General features: G+C 56.2%; 13 protein-coding genes. 4 read left to right on the top strand and 9 right to left on the bottom strand.

The features are described 5' to 3' along the window. Nucleotides 1-29 precede the first annotated feature (29 nt). From TRESADRAFT_RS07660 to TRESADRAFT_RS07645, 4 genes are all read left to right on the top strand, one after another. Complete coding sequence (locus TRESADRAFT_RS07660; RefSeq protein ID WP_002704471.1) at nt 30-1,145, top strand: ABC transporter substrate-binding protein; 1,116 nt, start codon at nt 30-32, stop codon at nt 1,143-1,145. Between the two features lies 1 nt (nt 1,146). Next, nucleotides 1,147-2,163 (top strand): FecCD family ABC transporter permease, encoded by a 1,017-nt coding sequence (locus TRESADRAFT_RS07655; protein WP_002704470.1) that lies wholly within the window; start codon nt 1,147-1,149, stop codon nt 2,161-2,163. Continuing rightward, on the top strand, nt 2,160-2,951 hold the full coding sequence (locus TRESADRAFT_RS07650; RefSeq protein WP_002704468.1) for an ABC transporter ATP-binding protein: 792 nt from the start codon (nt 2,160-2,162) through the stop codon (nt 2,949-2,951). The genes TRESADRAFT_RS07655 and TRESADRAFT_RS07650 overlap by 4 nt, the downstream gene beginning before the upstream one ends. 106 nt (nt 2,952-3,057) lie before the next feature. Continuing rightward, a complete protein-coding gene (locus TRESADRAFT_RS07645) occupies nt 3,058-3,501 on the top strand; it encodes a GNAT family N-acetyltransferase (RefSeq protein ID WP_002704466.1) in 444 nt (147 codons plus the stop codon). 314 nt (nt 3,502-3,815) lie between these two features. Here TRESADRAFT_RS07645 and TRESADRAFT_RS07640 read toward each other — a convergent pair whose 3' ends face one another. From TRESADRAFT_RS07640 to TRESADRAFT_RS07600, 9 genes are all read right to left on the bottom strand, one after another. Further along, the gene (locus tag TRESADRAFT_RS07640) at nt 3,816-4,361 is read right to left on the bottom strand and encodes a cysteine hydrolase family protein (protein WP_002704464.1); all 546 of its coding nucleotides are present in this window, start codon (nt 4,359-4,361) and stop codon (nt 3,816-3,818) included. 49 nt (nt 4,362-4,410) lie between these two features. Beyond that, nucleotides 4,411-4,722 (bottom strand): hypothetical protein, encoded by a 312-nt coding sequence (locus tag TRESADRAFT_RS07635; protein WP_002704462.1) that lies wholly within the window; start codon nt 4,720-4,722, stop codon nt 4,411-4,413. A gap of 31 nt (nt 4,723-4,753) precedes the next feature. After that, a complete protein-coding gene (locus tag TRESADRAFT_RS07630; protein ID WP_002704460.1) occupies nt 4,754-5,215 on the bottom strand; it encodes a GNAT family N-acetyltransferase in 462 nt (153 codons plus the stop codon). A 14-nt stretch (nt 5,216-5,229) separates the two neighbouring features. Beyond that, on the bottom strand, nt 5,230-5,634 hold the full coding sequence (locus tag TRESADRAFT_RS07625; protein ID WP_002704458.1) for a GNAT family N-acetyltransferase: 405 nt from the start codon (nt 5,632-5,634) through the stop codon (nt 5,230-5,232). A gap of 702 nt (nt 5,635-6,336) precedes the next feature. Next, a complete protein-coding gene (locus tag TRESADRAFT_RS07620; protein ID WP_002704456.1) occupies nt 6,337-7,038 on the bottom strand; it encodes an SIMPL domain-containing protein in 702 nt (233 codons plus the stop codon). 36 nt (nt 7,039-7,074) lie between these two features. After that, nucleotides 7,075-12,870 carry an Ig-like domain-containing alpha-2-macroglobulin family protein gene (locus TRESADRAFT_RS07615; protein WP_002704453.1) on the bottom strand — a complete coding sequence of 1,932 codons (5,796 nt, stop codon included), beginning with the start codon at nt 12,868-12,870 and terminating at the stop codon, nt 7,075-7,077. A 43-nt stretch (nt 12,871-12,913) separates the two neighbouring features. Further along, the gene (locus tag TRESADRAFT_RS07610; protein WP_002704451.1) at nt 12,914-13,828 is read right to left on the bottom strand and encodes a ketopantoate reductase family protein; all 915 of its coding nucleotides are present in this window, start codon (nt 13,826-13,828) and stop codon (nt 12,914-12,916) included. Nucleotides 13,829-13,874: 46 nt separating this feature from the next. Further along, nucleotides 13,875-14,417, bottom strand: coding sequence for a BUD32 family EKC/KEOPS complex subunit (locus TRESADRAFT_RS07605; protein ID WP_002704449.1), 543 nt, complete (start codon nt 14,415-14,417; stop codon nt 13,875-13,877). Nucleotides 14,418-14,429: 12 nt separating this feature from the next. Continuing rightward, a complete protein-coding gene (locus TRESADRAFT_RS07600) occupies nt 14,430-15,833 on the bottom strand; it encodes an MATE family efflux transporter (protein WP_002704446.1) in 1,404 nt (467 codons plus the stop codon). Between the last annotated feature and the right edge of the window lie 29 nt (nt 15,834-15,862).

Below are 15,862 nucleotides of genomic sequence, written 5' to 3'. Positions count from 1 at the left end.
AAAAAAGGAAACAGTCAAGGAAAAACGATATGAAAAAAATTGCAGAATGTCTTTGTGCCTTGTTGGCATCAGCGCTCCTGCTCGCGTCATGCAGCAGAAAGGAATCGCCCGCGGCTGCCCCTCAAAAAGCGGCAGCGACGCACATTGTCACCGACCATGCCGGGCGCGACGTGGAGCTTCCGGTGAACATCGAGCGGGTCGTCATCATCTCGCCGATGCCGCTTCCGTCGATTTACTGCCTTTACATGGGCGGAACGGACAAACTCGTCGGGATGCATCCGTCCTCGATGGCGGCCGCAGAAAACTCGTACCTCAAAAACGTCTACCCTGATGTCGTGAACGTTCCGACCGGCTTCGTGAAGAACGGTGCCGTCAATGTGGAGGAGCTTTTGAAGCTCAGGCCGGACGTCGTCTTCTACCTTGCATCGGACACCGCTCTTTCCCAGAGCCTCGAGAATGCCGGAATCAAGGGTTTTGCCTTCTCGACTTCCGTCGCCGATTTCAACACAATCGAAACGTATGCGAACTGGATAGGAAAATTGGGCGAGATTTTCGGCGATACCGGCCGCGCGGACGCAATCATAAAATACGGGCGCGAAATCGAGAAGAAAGTAGGCGGGCGGATTGCGGGGCTTGGCGAGGAGGAAAAGCCGCCCGTCATGATTTTGTATCACTACGACGCGTCGGGAATGAAAACTTCCGGCGTGAATTTCTACGGCGACTACTGGATAAACGCTTCCGGCGGAAAGAATGTCGCGGGGGAGCTGAGCGGGATGCCGCAAATCAGCATGGAGCAGGTCTACCAGTGGAATCCTGAATATATTTTCATCACCAATTTCAGCCCGTACCTTCCGGAGGATTTGTATGAAAACGCAATCGAAGGGTATGACTGGTCGGAGGTGAATGCTGTGAAGAACAGGCGCGTCTACAAAATCCCGCTCGGAATGTACCGCTGGTTCCCGCCGAGCTCCGACACGCCGCTCTGCCTGCAGTGGATGAGCAAGGTCCTGCACCCGGAACTTTTCGGCGATGTCGATATCGACAAGGAAGTTGCGGCGTATTTCAGGACGTTCTACGGCGTCGAGCTTACGGCCGATGCGCTGCAGGCAATCTTCAATCCCGCGCGTGCGGCTTCCGGAAAATAAGATGTTCATCGAGAATAAAAAAATCCGTCCGCTGTTCATTTTCGCCTCGTTCCTGCTCATTCCGATTACGGTCATTCTCTGCCTCGGAATCGGCAGGTACTCGCTTTCGCCCCTCCAGATTGTCCGCTCGTTTTCTGATGCGCTTTTCGGCGGGGGCGGGGACGTCATGGCAAGAACAGTGATTTTCAAGGTGCGCCTTCCCCGCATCCTTCTCGCGCTCGCCGCCGGGGCGGGGCTTGCCTGCGCGGGCGCGGCGTTCCAGGGGCTTTTCTCGAACCCGCTTGCGACGCCCGACACTCTGGGGGTCGCAAGCGGGGCATCGTTCGGAGCCGCGCTTGCGATGATGTTCCATTGGAACCTTATCGGCATCCAGGCGCTCGCCCTGTGCTTCGGGCTTTTTTCATGCTTCCTGACGTACAGGATCAGCCGGATTAAGGGAAAATCGTCCGTCGTGATGATTATCCTTTCGGGGATGGTCGTTTCCTCGCTTTTTCAGGCGCTCGTGTCAATCGTGAAGTACATGGCCGACCCCGAGGACGAGCTTCCCTCAATCACGTATTGGCTTATGGGAAGCATGTCCGCCGTCACCTACAAAAGCCTTGCGTTCGGGCTTCCCTTTATTTTTGCCGGGCTTGCCGCAATCTGGGCTTTGAAGTGGCGGCTCAACATTCTTTCGCTGAACGAGGACGAGGCAAAATCGATGGGGGTGAACATAACGCTCATCCGGCTGCTTATAATTGGCGCGTCGTCGCTGATTACGGCCTCGGTGATTTCCATGTGCGGGCAGATTGGCTGGGTCGGCCTGCTCATCCCGCACATTTCACGCATGGTTTTGGGGAGCAACAACAAGGCCGTCGTTCCCCTGAGCATTTCGCTCGGCGCGATTTTCATGGCGGTCATCGACACGTTCGCACGGAGCGCATCCTCCGCGGAGATTCCGATTTCGATTCTCACCGCAATTATCGGCGCGCCGGTTTTCATCAGCTTGCTCAGAAAGACAGGAGGTGTATGGGCATGACATTTCAGGTAAGAGACGGCGGGTTTTCCTATGATTCCCGCGTCGTTCTGGACAACATCAATTTTGAGATTTCCGACGGCGAAATCATGTGCGTGCTCGGCTCGAACGGCGTCGGAAAAACGACGCTCCTCAAATGCATGATGGGCCTGCAGAAATGGCGGAAGGGCGAGAGCCTGCTCGACGGAACGAACATCGCCCGGATTCCGCAGAAAGAATTCTGGAGGAGAATCGCCTACGTCCCCCAGGCAAAGAACGCGGCGTTTTCGTTTTCGGCGCTCGACATGGTGACGATGGGGCGGAGCGCCCACCTCGGGACGTTCTCGGAGCCGACAAAGGAGGACGAGGAACGCGCGGTGGAAGCGATGGAAACGTGCGGGATTCTCCGGCTCAAGGACAAGCTCTGCACTAAGATGAGCGGCGGCGAGCTTCAGATGGTTTTGATTGCCCGCGCGCTCACCGCGAATCCGGAGATGCTTGTCCTCGACGAGCCCGAGTCGAACCTCGATTTCAAGAATCAGCTCGTGATTCTGAACATAATCGAAAAACTTGCCCGCGAAAAGCATATTTCCGCAATCGTGAACACCCATTTTCCCGCCCACGCGATGAAAATCGGCACGAAAGCCCTGATTCTGAACAGGACTGCCGCCCCGATTTTCGGCCCTGCCCGCGAAGTCATAAGCGAGGAGAACATGAAAAAAACGTTCGGTGTGCAGGTGCACATAAGCGAGTTCGAATTCGGCGAGCGGCAGTACAAGAGCGTGACCCCGCTGTATGTCGTCGGCGCGTGAAGCCGCGTTTTCGTACCTTTTTTTGGACTGTTTTTCCGCTTGCGGGTAGAATCAGTGGACCTGTCTGAAATTTCTGTTTCCGAACAGGTTTCTTTCAGGAGGAAAAATGTACGAATTCAGGCAGCTTTCCGCTGGCGATATGGGCAGCGTCAAAGAACTTTTCAGGAGCGTCTTTACGGCAGAACCGTGGAACGACGACTGGTCGGATGATGAGAGGCTCTCATTGTATCTTGCCGATTTGTCGTGCCAGACAAATTCGCTTTTGTTCGGGCTTTTCGAGAAAAACGAGCTGATAGGAATTTCGCTCGGGCAAATCCTGCACTGGTATGCGGGAACGGAATACAAAATCGAGGAGCTGTGCATAAAAACGGAGCAGCAGGGCAGGGGAGCCGGCACGTTCTTCGTTTCGGCAATCGAAAATGCCGTGAAAGCCCGCGGAATCAGCAGCATCGTTCTTCTGACAAGCCGCGACGTTCCTGCCTACGGATTCTACAAGAAAATCGGTTTCCGTGAGTCGGAAAGCCTCGTCTTTTTCGCGAAGGAAATCTAGCCGTCCGGAACGGATTCGGAACGCGCGTTTTGGCTGGCGTTCTGACAATCTCCGGGCATTTTCAAATATTTCTGGAATCTGCCAATCGCCGAATGGCGATTTTTTTCAGAATTGCATTTTCTGTATTTGTCTACAGGCGCTCTTTTTATGGTCGGTTGGTTTGTCGACATCATTTTGATTTTGGCAAATCGATTCCGCGATGAAAATCAGCATTTGGTCAAATAGCGCAACCCCCGCGCATTTTTTTTCGCTGGGGTTGTTGTTTGTTTGTGAGACCCTTTTTTTGAATGGGGACGAATATGCGATTTTAGATTTTACTTCCGCCGCTCTTCCAGCAGTCTCACGGCGTCGTCCATCGGAATGCACTTCGCGAACCTGCCGTTCCACAAAAATTCGTTGTAGTAGCGGTATGCCGTTTCCGCGCTCATGTATTCGCTGTCGAACGTGGAATTCGCGTATGCGGGGACGAGCATCTCGAATCCCAGGTCGAAGCCCGTGTGAATCGTCGCGTCGATGCAGAAATTTGTCTGCAATCCCACGGCGACAATTTTTTTCACGCCCTTTCCCGAAAGATAGTCCGAAAGCCCCACGGATTTGTGGAGCGCGCTGTTCACTTTTTTCACGAAGACTTTCTCGCCGTCGTTCGGCCGGAATTCCTCGAAAATCTCGAAATCCTTGTCGCCCACGGAAAAGCCGGAGCCTTCCCCGTCGTCGTGCTGCACGAAAACGACCTCTACGCCTGATTCGCGCGCTTTTTCGATGAGCGTCCTTATGTTGTCCCTGATTTTCTCGAACGCGAACAGCCGCGCGTCGGTGATTCCTTTCTGCGTGTCGATTACGAGCAGAACCATGTTTTTCATTTGTATCTCCTTTTTGGGCGGGAATATCCGCGTTTTTTTTGTTCGGCGGCTAGAATCTTGTCGCAGCCGATGCAACCGTGAAAAACCATGCGGCGATGTTCAGAATCAGCGCGGCGGCGGTGGGCAGGATGCGCCTGAATCCGTTTTTCCGGAACAGAATTTGAATCGCGATTGCGGAAATGAAAAGCCCGGGAAGGATGATGCTCCAGCTGAAAAAATCGATGATGTTAATCAGCACAAAAACCTCCCGCGACTTTCCGAGCCCGACGAACATATCGAGCGAATCGAGTGCAAGAATGAAAAGCAGGTACGAAAAATGCACCGCGGTAAAATATGCCGGTATTTTAGAGTCTTTTTTCATTCTTGCTTCCTGCTGCGTCTCCATCCGCCTCTCAAAGTTGAAGGCACATCGTCTCTCCGCTCTCTTTAAAGCCGAGCGATTTGTAAAGCGGGCGGCCTTCCTCTGTCGCGTCGAGGATAATCTCCGAGCACCCCTTCGCCCGCGCTTCTCCGACAAGCTGCCCGACCATGCGCCGCGCGATTCCCATCCTGCGGTATTCTTTTTGCGTGTAGACGCTCATCAGGAACGCCCGTTTTCCTGTCGGGTGGCTGAACGTGGGCATAATCGTGATGTAGTTGATTGACGCGCAGCCGATTGTCTTTTCTCCGTCCGTCGCGAGCAGCGTCGTCTGGTCTCCGCTCAAAAAGTAGCCGCGGGATTCCGTTTTCAGCTCGTCGCTGAATTCGTAATCGGCCTCCAATCCGTTGACGACGCGGAGCATCTCAAGGCGGATTTCCATAAGCCGGTCGATGTCGGCCGCCGTCGATTTTGAAATCGCTATTTTGTTTTCCATAAAATCCGCCTTGCTCACGTCCACAATTCCGTTATGAACATCGCGCTCGCGTCCTCCGCCTTCTTGAACCCGCATTTTTCGTAGAACGCCTGTTCCTTGTTGTATGCGACGATGACGAGCCGGAGGTAATCGCCGTATTTTTCTTTTATCTTTGACACGAGCGCCGAACCGATTCCCTTTCCCTGGTATTCCGGGCGCACGAGGAGATAGTGCATATACGCGTTCATGATTCCGTCGTCCATCGCGCACGCCATCCCGACGAGTTTTTCGCCGTCCCATGCGGAGACGACCGTGCTGAAATTCCTCATCGCGACGACAAGTTTGTCGGGAAAATGTCCCGAAGACCATTCGACCGACAGAAACAAATCCTCAAGCTGCCCGCGCGAAAATTCGCGCGTCTCCTTGTATTCGATTCCCATTGTTGTTCTCCTTCGCCGCGGAAAATCAGCACGGCGTTACTATGATTTTTTGAAAAGCATTATGACCTGAAAAACGACGCCCGCTCCCAAAAACGAAAGAATGTTTATGTGCGCCACCGAGACGAATATTAGCCGCGTCCCGAAGTCCGGCGAGAATGCGTTTCCCGTGCAGAATCCCTTTGTTGAAAATAGCGGAAGGCCGTCCCGAAAAAGGCGGCGGCAAGGCAGGTCGCGCCGTTTTTTACTATTTTCCAGCTTCTAAAATCCGATTATCGGCATGTTTCCCCGCCGCGCATTCAGTTTTTTGCCGGGACTGATAAAAAATAGTCCGGGCAATTTCTTCGTTTGTGCGCCGATTCGCCCAGCCTTCCCATAACAACAATTCTGTCTACTCGAAAAACAATAATTACTAGTCAAATATATCCGCTAGAAAAATATCGTATACTTAAAAAATATTTCATGTATCTTTTTTTTGCCTATCTATATCCTTATTTTTCAAGGTAAAAACAAGAATGTAAATAGACAAAGAAATGTCAATTAGTATATTTTTAAGGAAAACAGTTGTTCAAAGGATACTGATATTCAGTATGGTATTTTCGGCGGAGGAGGAGCATAAAAAAGCCCGGCATTATAAAAGCAATGCCGGGATGCAATCGGGAACCGCAATAAGGCGCGCCGAGAAAGTGTTTCAGTCAGGAACGGCTATTCAAGCAGGTATGTCACCGTCGTGACGACGCGGATGCTTTTCCGCTCCTCCAGGCCTTGCGCTGCGTTTTCGATGGTGAAGACGCCTTGCGCTGCTGTCTTTATTTTCCCGACGACGCTTCCGGAATCCCTCGCGAACTGTTCGGCTGCTGCTCGCGCGTTGCCCGTTGCCTCCGCAATCATCTCGGGTTTTATGCCGTTAAGCCCGGTAAAATCGTAAGTGACGCGGCTGTCATATGTTTGGGAAACAGCGATTCCGTCCCCGGCAAGCTCAAGGCACGATTCGTTCGCGCGCTTTACGGCTGAAATGTTCGGGGAGCGGACAAGAAGCGTGACGCTTGCTATGAAATTGTATCGCTGCCTGTCCGAGTCCATATACGGATTCAGTGTCGTGTCGGTGATGGCGGGCGCGCGCTCAAGTATGTCCGATTCGGAAAGCCCGCATTTCAGCAGATAGCGGCGCGCCGTTTCCTTTTTTGCGACTATATCGGATTGCAGCGACTTGAGGTCGTTCGAGCCGAGCTGGAACGTAAGGGGCCACACGGCGATGTCCGCCTCGACCTCCCGTTCCGAAAGGCCTCGTACGCTCACGGTCCGCTGCGTGCGGATTATGTTCTTGAATCCTGCCGCGAGAATTGACGCTCCGGCTACGATTCCCGCGGCGAGAATCACGCTTCCGATGATGTTTTTATTTTCCATGCGATGTTCCTCCATAAGTTACATAATGAAAATGCATTATTTGATGCTCCAGACCGTTCCCGCTGAGCGCCCGAACACTTCCGGCTCATACATGCATTCGGCGACAGCTGACGGTGTCCCGTACGTTCCGCTCCTGTTCGCCCTGAAAACGAATTCGAACGAGCGGCTTCCGAGCGGAAAATCATCCCAGAAACAGCGGACCTCGGCATCCCGTATTTCCTGATGGCTTGACGGCGCCCACCACCGCGCCATTTTCCGCGCCTTTGCTCCGACCGAGGCAGTCGTCGCGAACGCCGTGTTCAGTATTTCCGCTCCGGCGGGAACGGGCGCGCGGACCGCGACGAACGTCCTGTTTTTTGGCGACGTTATGCGGACAGTTTCCCTGTACATCTTGCCGCTTTCGAGCTTTCCGTTTTTGACGGCCTTTCCCGTCCGCGCGTCCGTTATCTCCACGAAAACGGAAAGCCCCTCGTCACGCGCAGCCTGCCCGCCTGCAGGAAGCGAATACGTCATGCCGGCTGTATAGAAAAGCGTTCCTTTTCCTTCTTTTTTGAACGAAAGCGAAATCCTTTCGCCTGCTGCGATTCCGTCCGGAAGGCGCTTTCCGTCTCCCGTCCCGAGCTTCCATGCCGAGGACGCGTTCTTCGCGGCAGTTCCGGAAAAATGCGCCGAAAGAATTTCCGTTCCCAAAAGCGTCGCCGTTCCGGTGAAATCGGTCTCGTCGAGCTTCGCCGCTGAAATGTACGAGTCGAGCGCAATCAGGACGCGCCCTGTCGTCGCGGTCGATTGCCACCGTCCGTTCCCGGCTTTCTGCATCTGGAGAAGCTCCCACACGATGTTTCCCGCATGGATTCCAGACGGCTCAACCGCCGAGAACAGCTGGAGCGCGAGCGCGAGCTGCTCCGTCCCCGAGCCGAAGAAATGCCAGGTGTTTTCCGATTCCTGCGTCTGTATCGACACACCGCGCGTCGTCAGCGCGATTCTTCCCGCAATCCTCGACGCGGCTTTTTTTGCGAAATCTTCCTCCGACGAATTGAGCGCGGCAAGACCCGCAAAAGCGAGCTCGCAGACGCCCGCATCCTTGTTCCCGATTATCGAGCCGATTTCCGCGGCATCAGCTTTTCCGCCGAGGCAGGAGCGCACGTAAAGCGAGTACGCCCGTGCGAAAAGCCCGTGCCGCCCCTCCGCCTTCAGATTTTCGGACTCGCGCCCGATGTATGCGAGAAGCTCCCCGACATTGAGCGCGGAGGGAACTGCCATGCCGTGTTTCCGCGCGAGCGCGATTACCTCGGCAATCCTCATGCTTACGGCGAGGCTGCTTTCCGTCCCGTCCCTCCAATACGGGAATCCGCCGTCGCGTTTCTGGCACGATGCCCAGCCGGCGATTTCCTTCTCGACGAACCCCTTTGCGTCGCCGACTTCCGAGGAAAGACCGAATTCTCCGATGCGGTTTCCGAACGCGATGAGCGGAATTATCGCGCTCGAGCGCTGCTCAAGGCAGCCGTACGGATAGCGGAAAACGTAGTCGACGGCCGAGCGGAGCGTCCCGAGCCGTGACGAGCCGATTTCAATCGAGAATTCGCCGCCGGAATCGGGGAAAACGACAATCTCTTCGCGCGTTTTTTCCCCGTCCGCAACCTGCCCGACTGTCGTCACGCTCTCGAAAATATACGGACGCTCTATCTCGACTGCTTTCCTGACGATTTCGTCAAGCGCGCCGCATTTTATGGAGAATTCCAGCGTCACCCACCCTTCCCCGACGGCGTCGATGGAGAATCCGACGGGCTGCGTCCTTCCCGCGCCGACTTTTACCGTTTTCGTGCCGCTGCCGGAAATGCGCGCCGTTCCGGGAATCCTTCCGCTCCCGCCGGAAACGATGTCGCCGCTTGTTATTGAAAGCCCGACCGTCACGTTCTCGTCGCCGACGCCCGAATTCGTGACGACGACGCCGGCTTCGCCCCTGTCGCCCGGACGGAGAATCCTCGTCGAGAATTCCCTCACGGAGACGGGATTTGCGACGCTGAGCGAGTCCTCCGCAAGGGCGAACGACTGCTCCTTCACGCCGACGACGGTCAACATATAGTCGGTGAGCGTGTCGGGCAGGACGAACGACGCTTCCGCCGTCCCGTCGTCTCCCGTGATTATCGTGGGAATAAACGCCGCCAACGCCCTGAAATCCTGCCTGACAGCGGTTTTCTTCCCCGAAAGATCGCCGGGGGATTTCGCGTCCGATTTTTTCAGCATGATGCGCGATTCCATGAACCCGTTCTTGGCGAACTCGCTTCTGTACATATTATCGTATACCATCATGCCGCCGGGCACCGATGTCGCATACGTTCCGAACAGCGTCGGCGGGATGATAGAGCCGTAGGATGATGATGAGGCCGACTCCGCCGGGAAATGATGCGCGCCGTAAAAATGCGAGACCGGGTTTTTGACGCGGTATCCGGTCAAATCGATTACGCCGCGGTCGACTACCATCAGCGTAAGCTCCGCGCCGGAAACAGGTCGTCCGTTTTTCGATGCTTTCATGGTCACGCGCGCCGTTTCGCCCGGCTGGTGGACTTTTTTGTCCGCCGTCACGCCTATATCGAACGTGCGCTCCTCGTCAGAAACGGGGATGGAGACGAGTGCGACCGTTGATGCCGGCATTCCTTTGTCTTCGGCATCATAGTCCGACGGCGGCGCGTCGGTTCTTTTGACGGCGGCGGACACCCTGACGTGGATGACGGGCGAATATGATTCGAGAACCGGCACGGCAATCTCGCATGTTTTTCCGCTGAAAACAGCAGCATGCTCGGAAAGAACGACGCCGGCGCGCTCGACGGTGACGAGGTATCTTCCGTCGGGGATGTTCCCGCTGAGCATAATCCGCGCAGTCTCGCCGGGCCTGTACATTTTCTTGTCCGTCATCGACGTCATCCCGAATCCTTCTTCGCGCCAGCCGCCACCGTCTCCCCCTGGCACGAAGAACGGCAGCTCCGTGATGACTTTCCTTCCGCCACCGTCGCGCGTCTCCGCCGAAAGCAGATAGTTTCCGCCCTCGGCCGGCGTGAACGAAATCGAGCCGGGGTTTCCCGCCGACGTTCCCGAAAGTTTTCCGGTTCCAGAGCATTCTTCGGAAATCTTCTCAACCCAGCGGCTTTTCTCGAACCCGAAATCGTCGGTTTCCGTCATCCTGACGAATGTCTTCCTGAGTATTTTCCATGAAACGGATTTCTTTGCGCCGACAAGCTCCCCGCAGTCCGTGTTTTTGTCGCAGGAAATCGGGAAGAAGCCGAACGAGGTTTTCTCGCCTTTTTTGAGCCAGCCGTTTCCGTTTTTTGGGAAAAGCCCTATGTAGAACGACGCCGGATGGACGGTCGCGCTCGAAGACGACGCAATCATCTGGTTTCCGGCATCCGTGACCAATGCCTGCACGGAATAGACATAGGGCGCGCCCTCGATGCCGCCGTCGGCTTTTACGGAGAAGCGCGCAGTGCCGTCCTGGCCGAGCCTCGACTCGCTTTCATCCGAGAAATAATCCTCATCGTCCATGAAGAATCCGTTCCGGCCGCTCCTTCCGAAAACACAGCCGTCTATTCCGACATCGGCGGAGAATGTCGTCCGCCGCCTGCCCCATTCTGCCCGCGCCGCCGCTCCAGAAAGCGCGCCGCCGCCGAGATACGACGCGGACACGGTTGCCTGGACGGTGTCGCCCCTCACGAACGCCATGTCGGGAATTTCCGCGGCGGACTGGAATCTCAGCCGCTCGAAAAACTGGACTTCTATTTCCTGCGTGAACGACATCCCGTCGTCGCGCTTGTATTCGATTCCGTATGTCCCCGGCGCGGCGTCTGCGGGAATCTTCCATTTTCCGTCGGCAGTTCCGTTTGCGCTCATCGTTCCGCGCTCCGTGGCGAACACCGTCCTTTTCTTCCCGTAGCCGGACGCGAACGACAGTTCGAATCCGCCCGTATACGTCGAGTATTCTCCGCGCGAAAGCGTCCTGTCGATGATTTTGCACGTCACGGTCTCGCCGGGCTTGTACACTCCCCTGTCGCAGAAAACCATCGGGACGGCGGTTGCTGATTTTTTTTTGCCCGAGAGGAGGCGCGTGACCTGCCATGAGTCGAGGAACACGACGAGCCTGTCGGCGCCCGCGGTAATCTCCGCGTACGCCTTCTGCCCGTCGGGCACGGAGAAACGGACGGACGAGAGCCCCTCATCGTCCGTTTTTGCGCGCGCAATCTCCGTCCCGTTCCCGGAAAGTATGGCGCGCACGTCGTCTAGGCGGTGCGCCGGTTCGACAACGGATTTTATGCGGACGAGCGCATCGCGGACGGGTTTTCCCGACGAGAGGCTCGTGACGAGGACGGAAAGCCCATTCTCCGACAAATGGACGACGGCGCCCAAATCGGTAATCTGCATGAACCGGTTCTCCTCGTATTCGTCCTTCCTCACGCCGCCAACAAAAACCGAATTTTCGAATTCCACCGCGCCGTAAAAACGTCCGCCTGCCGCGTCGAGGAACGGCGCAAGCTCGATAGATTTCACGACGCGCCTGTTCCCGTTTCCCTCGATGTCGCCGTCGAGCAGGAACGTCTCCTTCATCCCCGCCTTCTTTCCGGTCAGCGCCGTAAGCGAGTACGACGAGCCCTTCCCGATGTTCACGAACGCGAACGAGAACCTCGGCTCGAACGCCGCCTCGATGACGGACGGACCGTACGATTTGAACGAGACCGTCGTTTCTGCGGGCGGCACCGTTATCTTCTTCCGCACCGTTTTCGGAAGCCCCTGTTTCCAGACGTCCGTGACGCCGCCTTCGGCAATCTCGAACGAGTACGACTCGCCGGCTTTTGCCGGTATCCCCGTTATCCGAAGTGATTTTCCTCTTGCCTCGACGGAGCCCTCGCGCATTTCCATCGCGGGAGAGAACGATATCGAGCCGATTGCGCCGCGCTCCGTCCCCTTCATCAGATTATGGTTGAAAAGGATGACGAGCTCGCCCTCGCACGGCGCGTATGAGTCGGTCACCGAAAGCGGGCGGAGCGTGTGGAATGCGAGCGTCTGTTCGGCGCTTGTCTCGATGCAGCCTTTGTCGGGACGCGCGCCTTTTTCGAGGACGACGGAAATTTCGCTGTCGACGGGGAGCGGCTCCTTCACCGAGAGGAGGATTTTCCTGCCGTCGATTTTCCTGCACGAGAAGTGGAATTCCTTTTCCGCGCCCTTTTTTTTCGAGGCGATTCTTATGCTTTTCGAAACGACTTTGTGGTTCACAGAATTGGAGAACGTCACGGCGATTTCACGCGCGAACTCGGGCGGAACATCGCCTGCGGAGAAATACGGGACGGGCTTCTTTTCCGCGGAAAACCCCGGCTCGATTCCGGTAATCCGGAGCTCCTCCGTCCTGAACGAGAACGAAACTGCCCCGCAAAGCGGCGTCCCGCCGACGCTTCGTGCCGCCGGGTTTATCTCGACCGTGTATTCCTTCTGCGGGATGAGCCTGTCCGCGCAGTCGAAGCTCAGAAGCGATGTCCCGTACCACCGGAAGACGCCGTCGAGTTTCGGCGTTATCGTCACGGTTTCGCATTCCGTCATCGGCTCGCCGAGCTTCGAGAGCGCGACGACGGGCTCGGAAAAAAGGACCTGGATGGACGGGTGGACGACCGACGAGGAAATTTCCCCGTCAGGCATGACCGATTTCACGAAGAAGGACGTGCTGCCAGCCGGAAGAGCCCCCGCTTTTTGCCCTGCCGCAACGGAAGTTTTTTGCGATGCGCATGACGAAATAATCATCGCAAGGCTGCATGCCAATCGTATGCATGAGCTGTATCTCGTTTTTGTTTTCATGAAAAATACCTCCGCAAAAGCGTCCCGTCGTGCAGGAAAAACGTCAGATTGTCCGCGCCAGCTCCGACGCCTCGACAAGGTTCCACAGGAAATCGCAGAGCGGCGTCGGGATTCCGTGCCGCCGAGCCAGCCGCGCGATTGTCCCGCAGAACCAGCCGTTCTCCGACTTCCGCCCTGCCTCCATGTCCTGCAGCATGCTCGTCTTCCCGTGCGGGTCGTGTCCGCACATCATCTCTATCGCGTCCTCGACCATGCTCTCGCTCAGCGCGATTCCCTCCGCGTTCGCGACGGCGACGACCTCCTTTCCTGCAGCGCGCGCGAGGTTCCGCTGCGGCTCGAACCGGAACGCGCCGTATGGCGAGCGCGTGAGCGCCGATATCGTGTTGAAGACCGTGTTTATGAGGAATTTCCGCCACTGCGCGAGATGTATGTCATCGGGATTGCTGAACCTCATCCCGGAATTTTCGAGCAGGTGCGAAAGCGCGTCCGTCCGCTCCGTCCGCGCGTTGTCCTCCTCTCCGAACACGACCGTCCCGAAATCCGTGCACTCGATGTTCCTTCCCTCGTGGATTGAATTGAGGCTTATGACGAACCCGTAGAGGACGCGGTCTTTCCCGTATGCGTCCGCGATTTCCCGCTCGCTCTGGATTCCGTTCAGCACGGAAAGAATCATCGTGTTCCTTCCGACGGCGCGCCGCACCATCGGAATCGCCTCGCCGAGCTGGCCGTTCTTCGTCGCGATGATGACAAGCCCGGCTTCATCCGCGTCGGCGCTCGCGACGAAGGTCAGGTCGAGCTTTTTTCCGTTGAGGAAAATCCCGTCCCTCCGGTACCGCTCGAGACGCTCCCCGTCCGCGATGCACTGCACGTTCTCCTTCCCGAGAAAATCACTCAGCTTTGACGCGAGCACAGCCCCGACCGCGCCGACGCCGACGACGGCAACTTTCCGTATTTCCATAAAACCCTCCGTTTGTTCTGCCCGATTCCGCAAAAATGCGCTCGTTTTACTTGTGCTCGGAAACGTATTCCATGAATTCGTCCGTTTTCGACCAGCATTTGATTCCCCGGTTCTCGAAATTCCGCTCGTCCATGTAGTCGTTGCATTCGTAGTCGATGTAGAAAAGCTCGTTTTCCCGGACGACGAAATTCGTCGGGAAATAGTCGATGTTCATTCCGGCATTCCTCGACTTCTCCGCCATTTTCCTGACGAGGTCGATGTAGCAGCCCTCCATGCGGTCGTCCTTCACGAGCTCGAAAATCGTTTTTCCTTCTATATATTCCTTCAGTATCCGCTCGTTCTGCACGTCGATGTCGAGCATTTTCGGCACCGGAATTCCCGCGCCGATGAGACGACCGTAGTCGCGCCGCTCCGACTCGATTTTGTTCCCGAACGTGTAGTAGGCGCACGGCTCGTGATGAATCTGCTTCACCACGAAAAGGTTCCCGCCCCGCTCCGAAAGGTACGAGTAGCCGCCCTTCCCCTTCCCGAGAAGCCTGACGACATCGAATTCCGTCCCGTTCACGCTGATTTTTTCGCCGCCTTCCATTTTTCCGCGCTCCTATTTCGTGAGGTTTTTGAGCCAACGCTCCTTTTTCAGCCAGATGTGGAACACGACGACCTTCACGAGGTCGAGCAGCTTGACGAACAGGAACATATGGACGGGCCCCGTTCCCGTTTTCAGCCCGAGGAAGAACACGAGCGGAATCATCACGAAAATCGTGAGCGTCGCGTCCGTGTACGCCCCCATCGCCGTGTCCCCTCCCGAGCGCGCGATTGCCTGCTGCGAGTTCATGAATACCCACACCGGCATGAAGAACGACATTATGACGACCATGCTCCGGCAAATCGAAAGCGCGCTTTCGCTGAGCCGCCCGAAAACGAGAGGGATGACGAGCGTCGTCGCGAACCCGAAGAACATCATGAAAATGCCGAACACGGCCGCCCCCGAAAGAAGCCACGTCTTCTCCTTCCGCGCCTTTTCAAGGTTCCCACCGCCGAGCGTTTTCCCCATTATGACGCCCGTCGTGTTGTAGATTCCGCCGAACGCGATGAAGAACAAATTCGCGATGGCAAAGCTCGACGCCATCCCCGAAACTACGTCCGCGCCCCCGCGCCCGTTGTAGATTGCCGTCGTAATCGTCTCCGACGAGACCCAGACCATCTCGCAGAAAAGGACCATCGCGCCCTTCCTGAGGATTTCCCTGAAAAGCCTCCAGTCAATGCGAAGGAATTCCGCGACCCGGAAATAGAATTCCGGCTTTTTTTTCAGGTACATCGCGGCGAAAATCGCGAGTTCGACAGCGCGCGCGATTACCGTCGCGATAGCCGCGCCCCGCACGCCGAGCCTGGGGAAGCCGAAATTCCCGTAGATGAGGAGATAATTGAAAATCGTGTTCGTCATCGTCGCGACGACGGTCACGACAAGCGGAAATTTGACCTGCCCCATGTCGCGCAGCGAGCTTGCGATGCACATCGAGACCGTCATCGGAATCCCCATGAAGAACATGATTCGGATGTAGCTGACGCCTTCGTCCAGGATTTCCGGCGCCTGCGTGTTCCCGATGAGCATGAGCGAGAGGATTTCCCGCGGGAAGACGACGCATACGAGGAAATACGGCACAGCCGCGACAAGCCCCATCACGAGCTTGAAGCGGAACGCCTGCCTCATCCGTTCGATGTCCTTCGCGCCGAAGAACTGCGTCATGAAAATCCCGCCGGACATGCATATCGTGTTCACGAAAACCATGAACACGAAGAGAACCTGCCCCGACACATTGACGCCCGCCATGGGGATGTCGCCCAGCCCCGACACCATGAAGTTGTCGATGAGCGAGACCATGCTCTGAATCAGCTGCTGCATCATAATCGGCAGCGCGATGGCGAGAGCACCCCTGTAAAAATGCGCCGTCGCGAAAAGCCCCGCGCTTTTTTCCGTTTCGTTTGATTTTTTTTCGTACTGCATTCGACAAACCTTCGCGCCCTCCCGCCTTT

Source organism: Treponema saccharophilum DSM 2985, assembly GCF_000255555.1.
In the GTDB taxonomy this organism is placed as follows: domain Bacteria; phylum Spirochaetota; class Spirochaetia; order Treponematales; family Treponemataceae; genus Treponema_D; species Treponema_D saccharophilum.
Note: the sequence above shows the minus strand (reverse complement) of the source record. Positions and strands in the feature narration are given on the sequence as shown.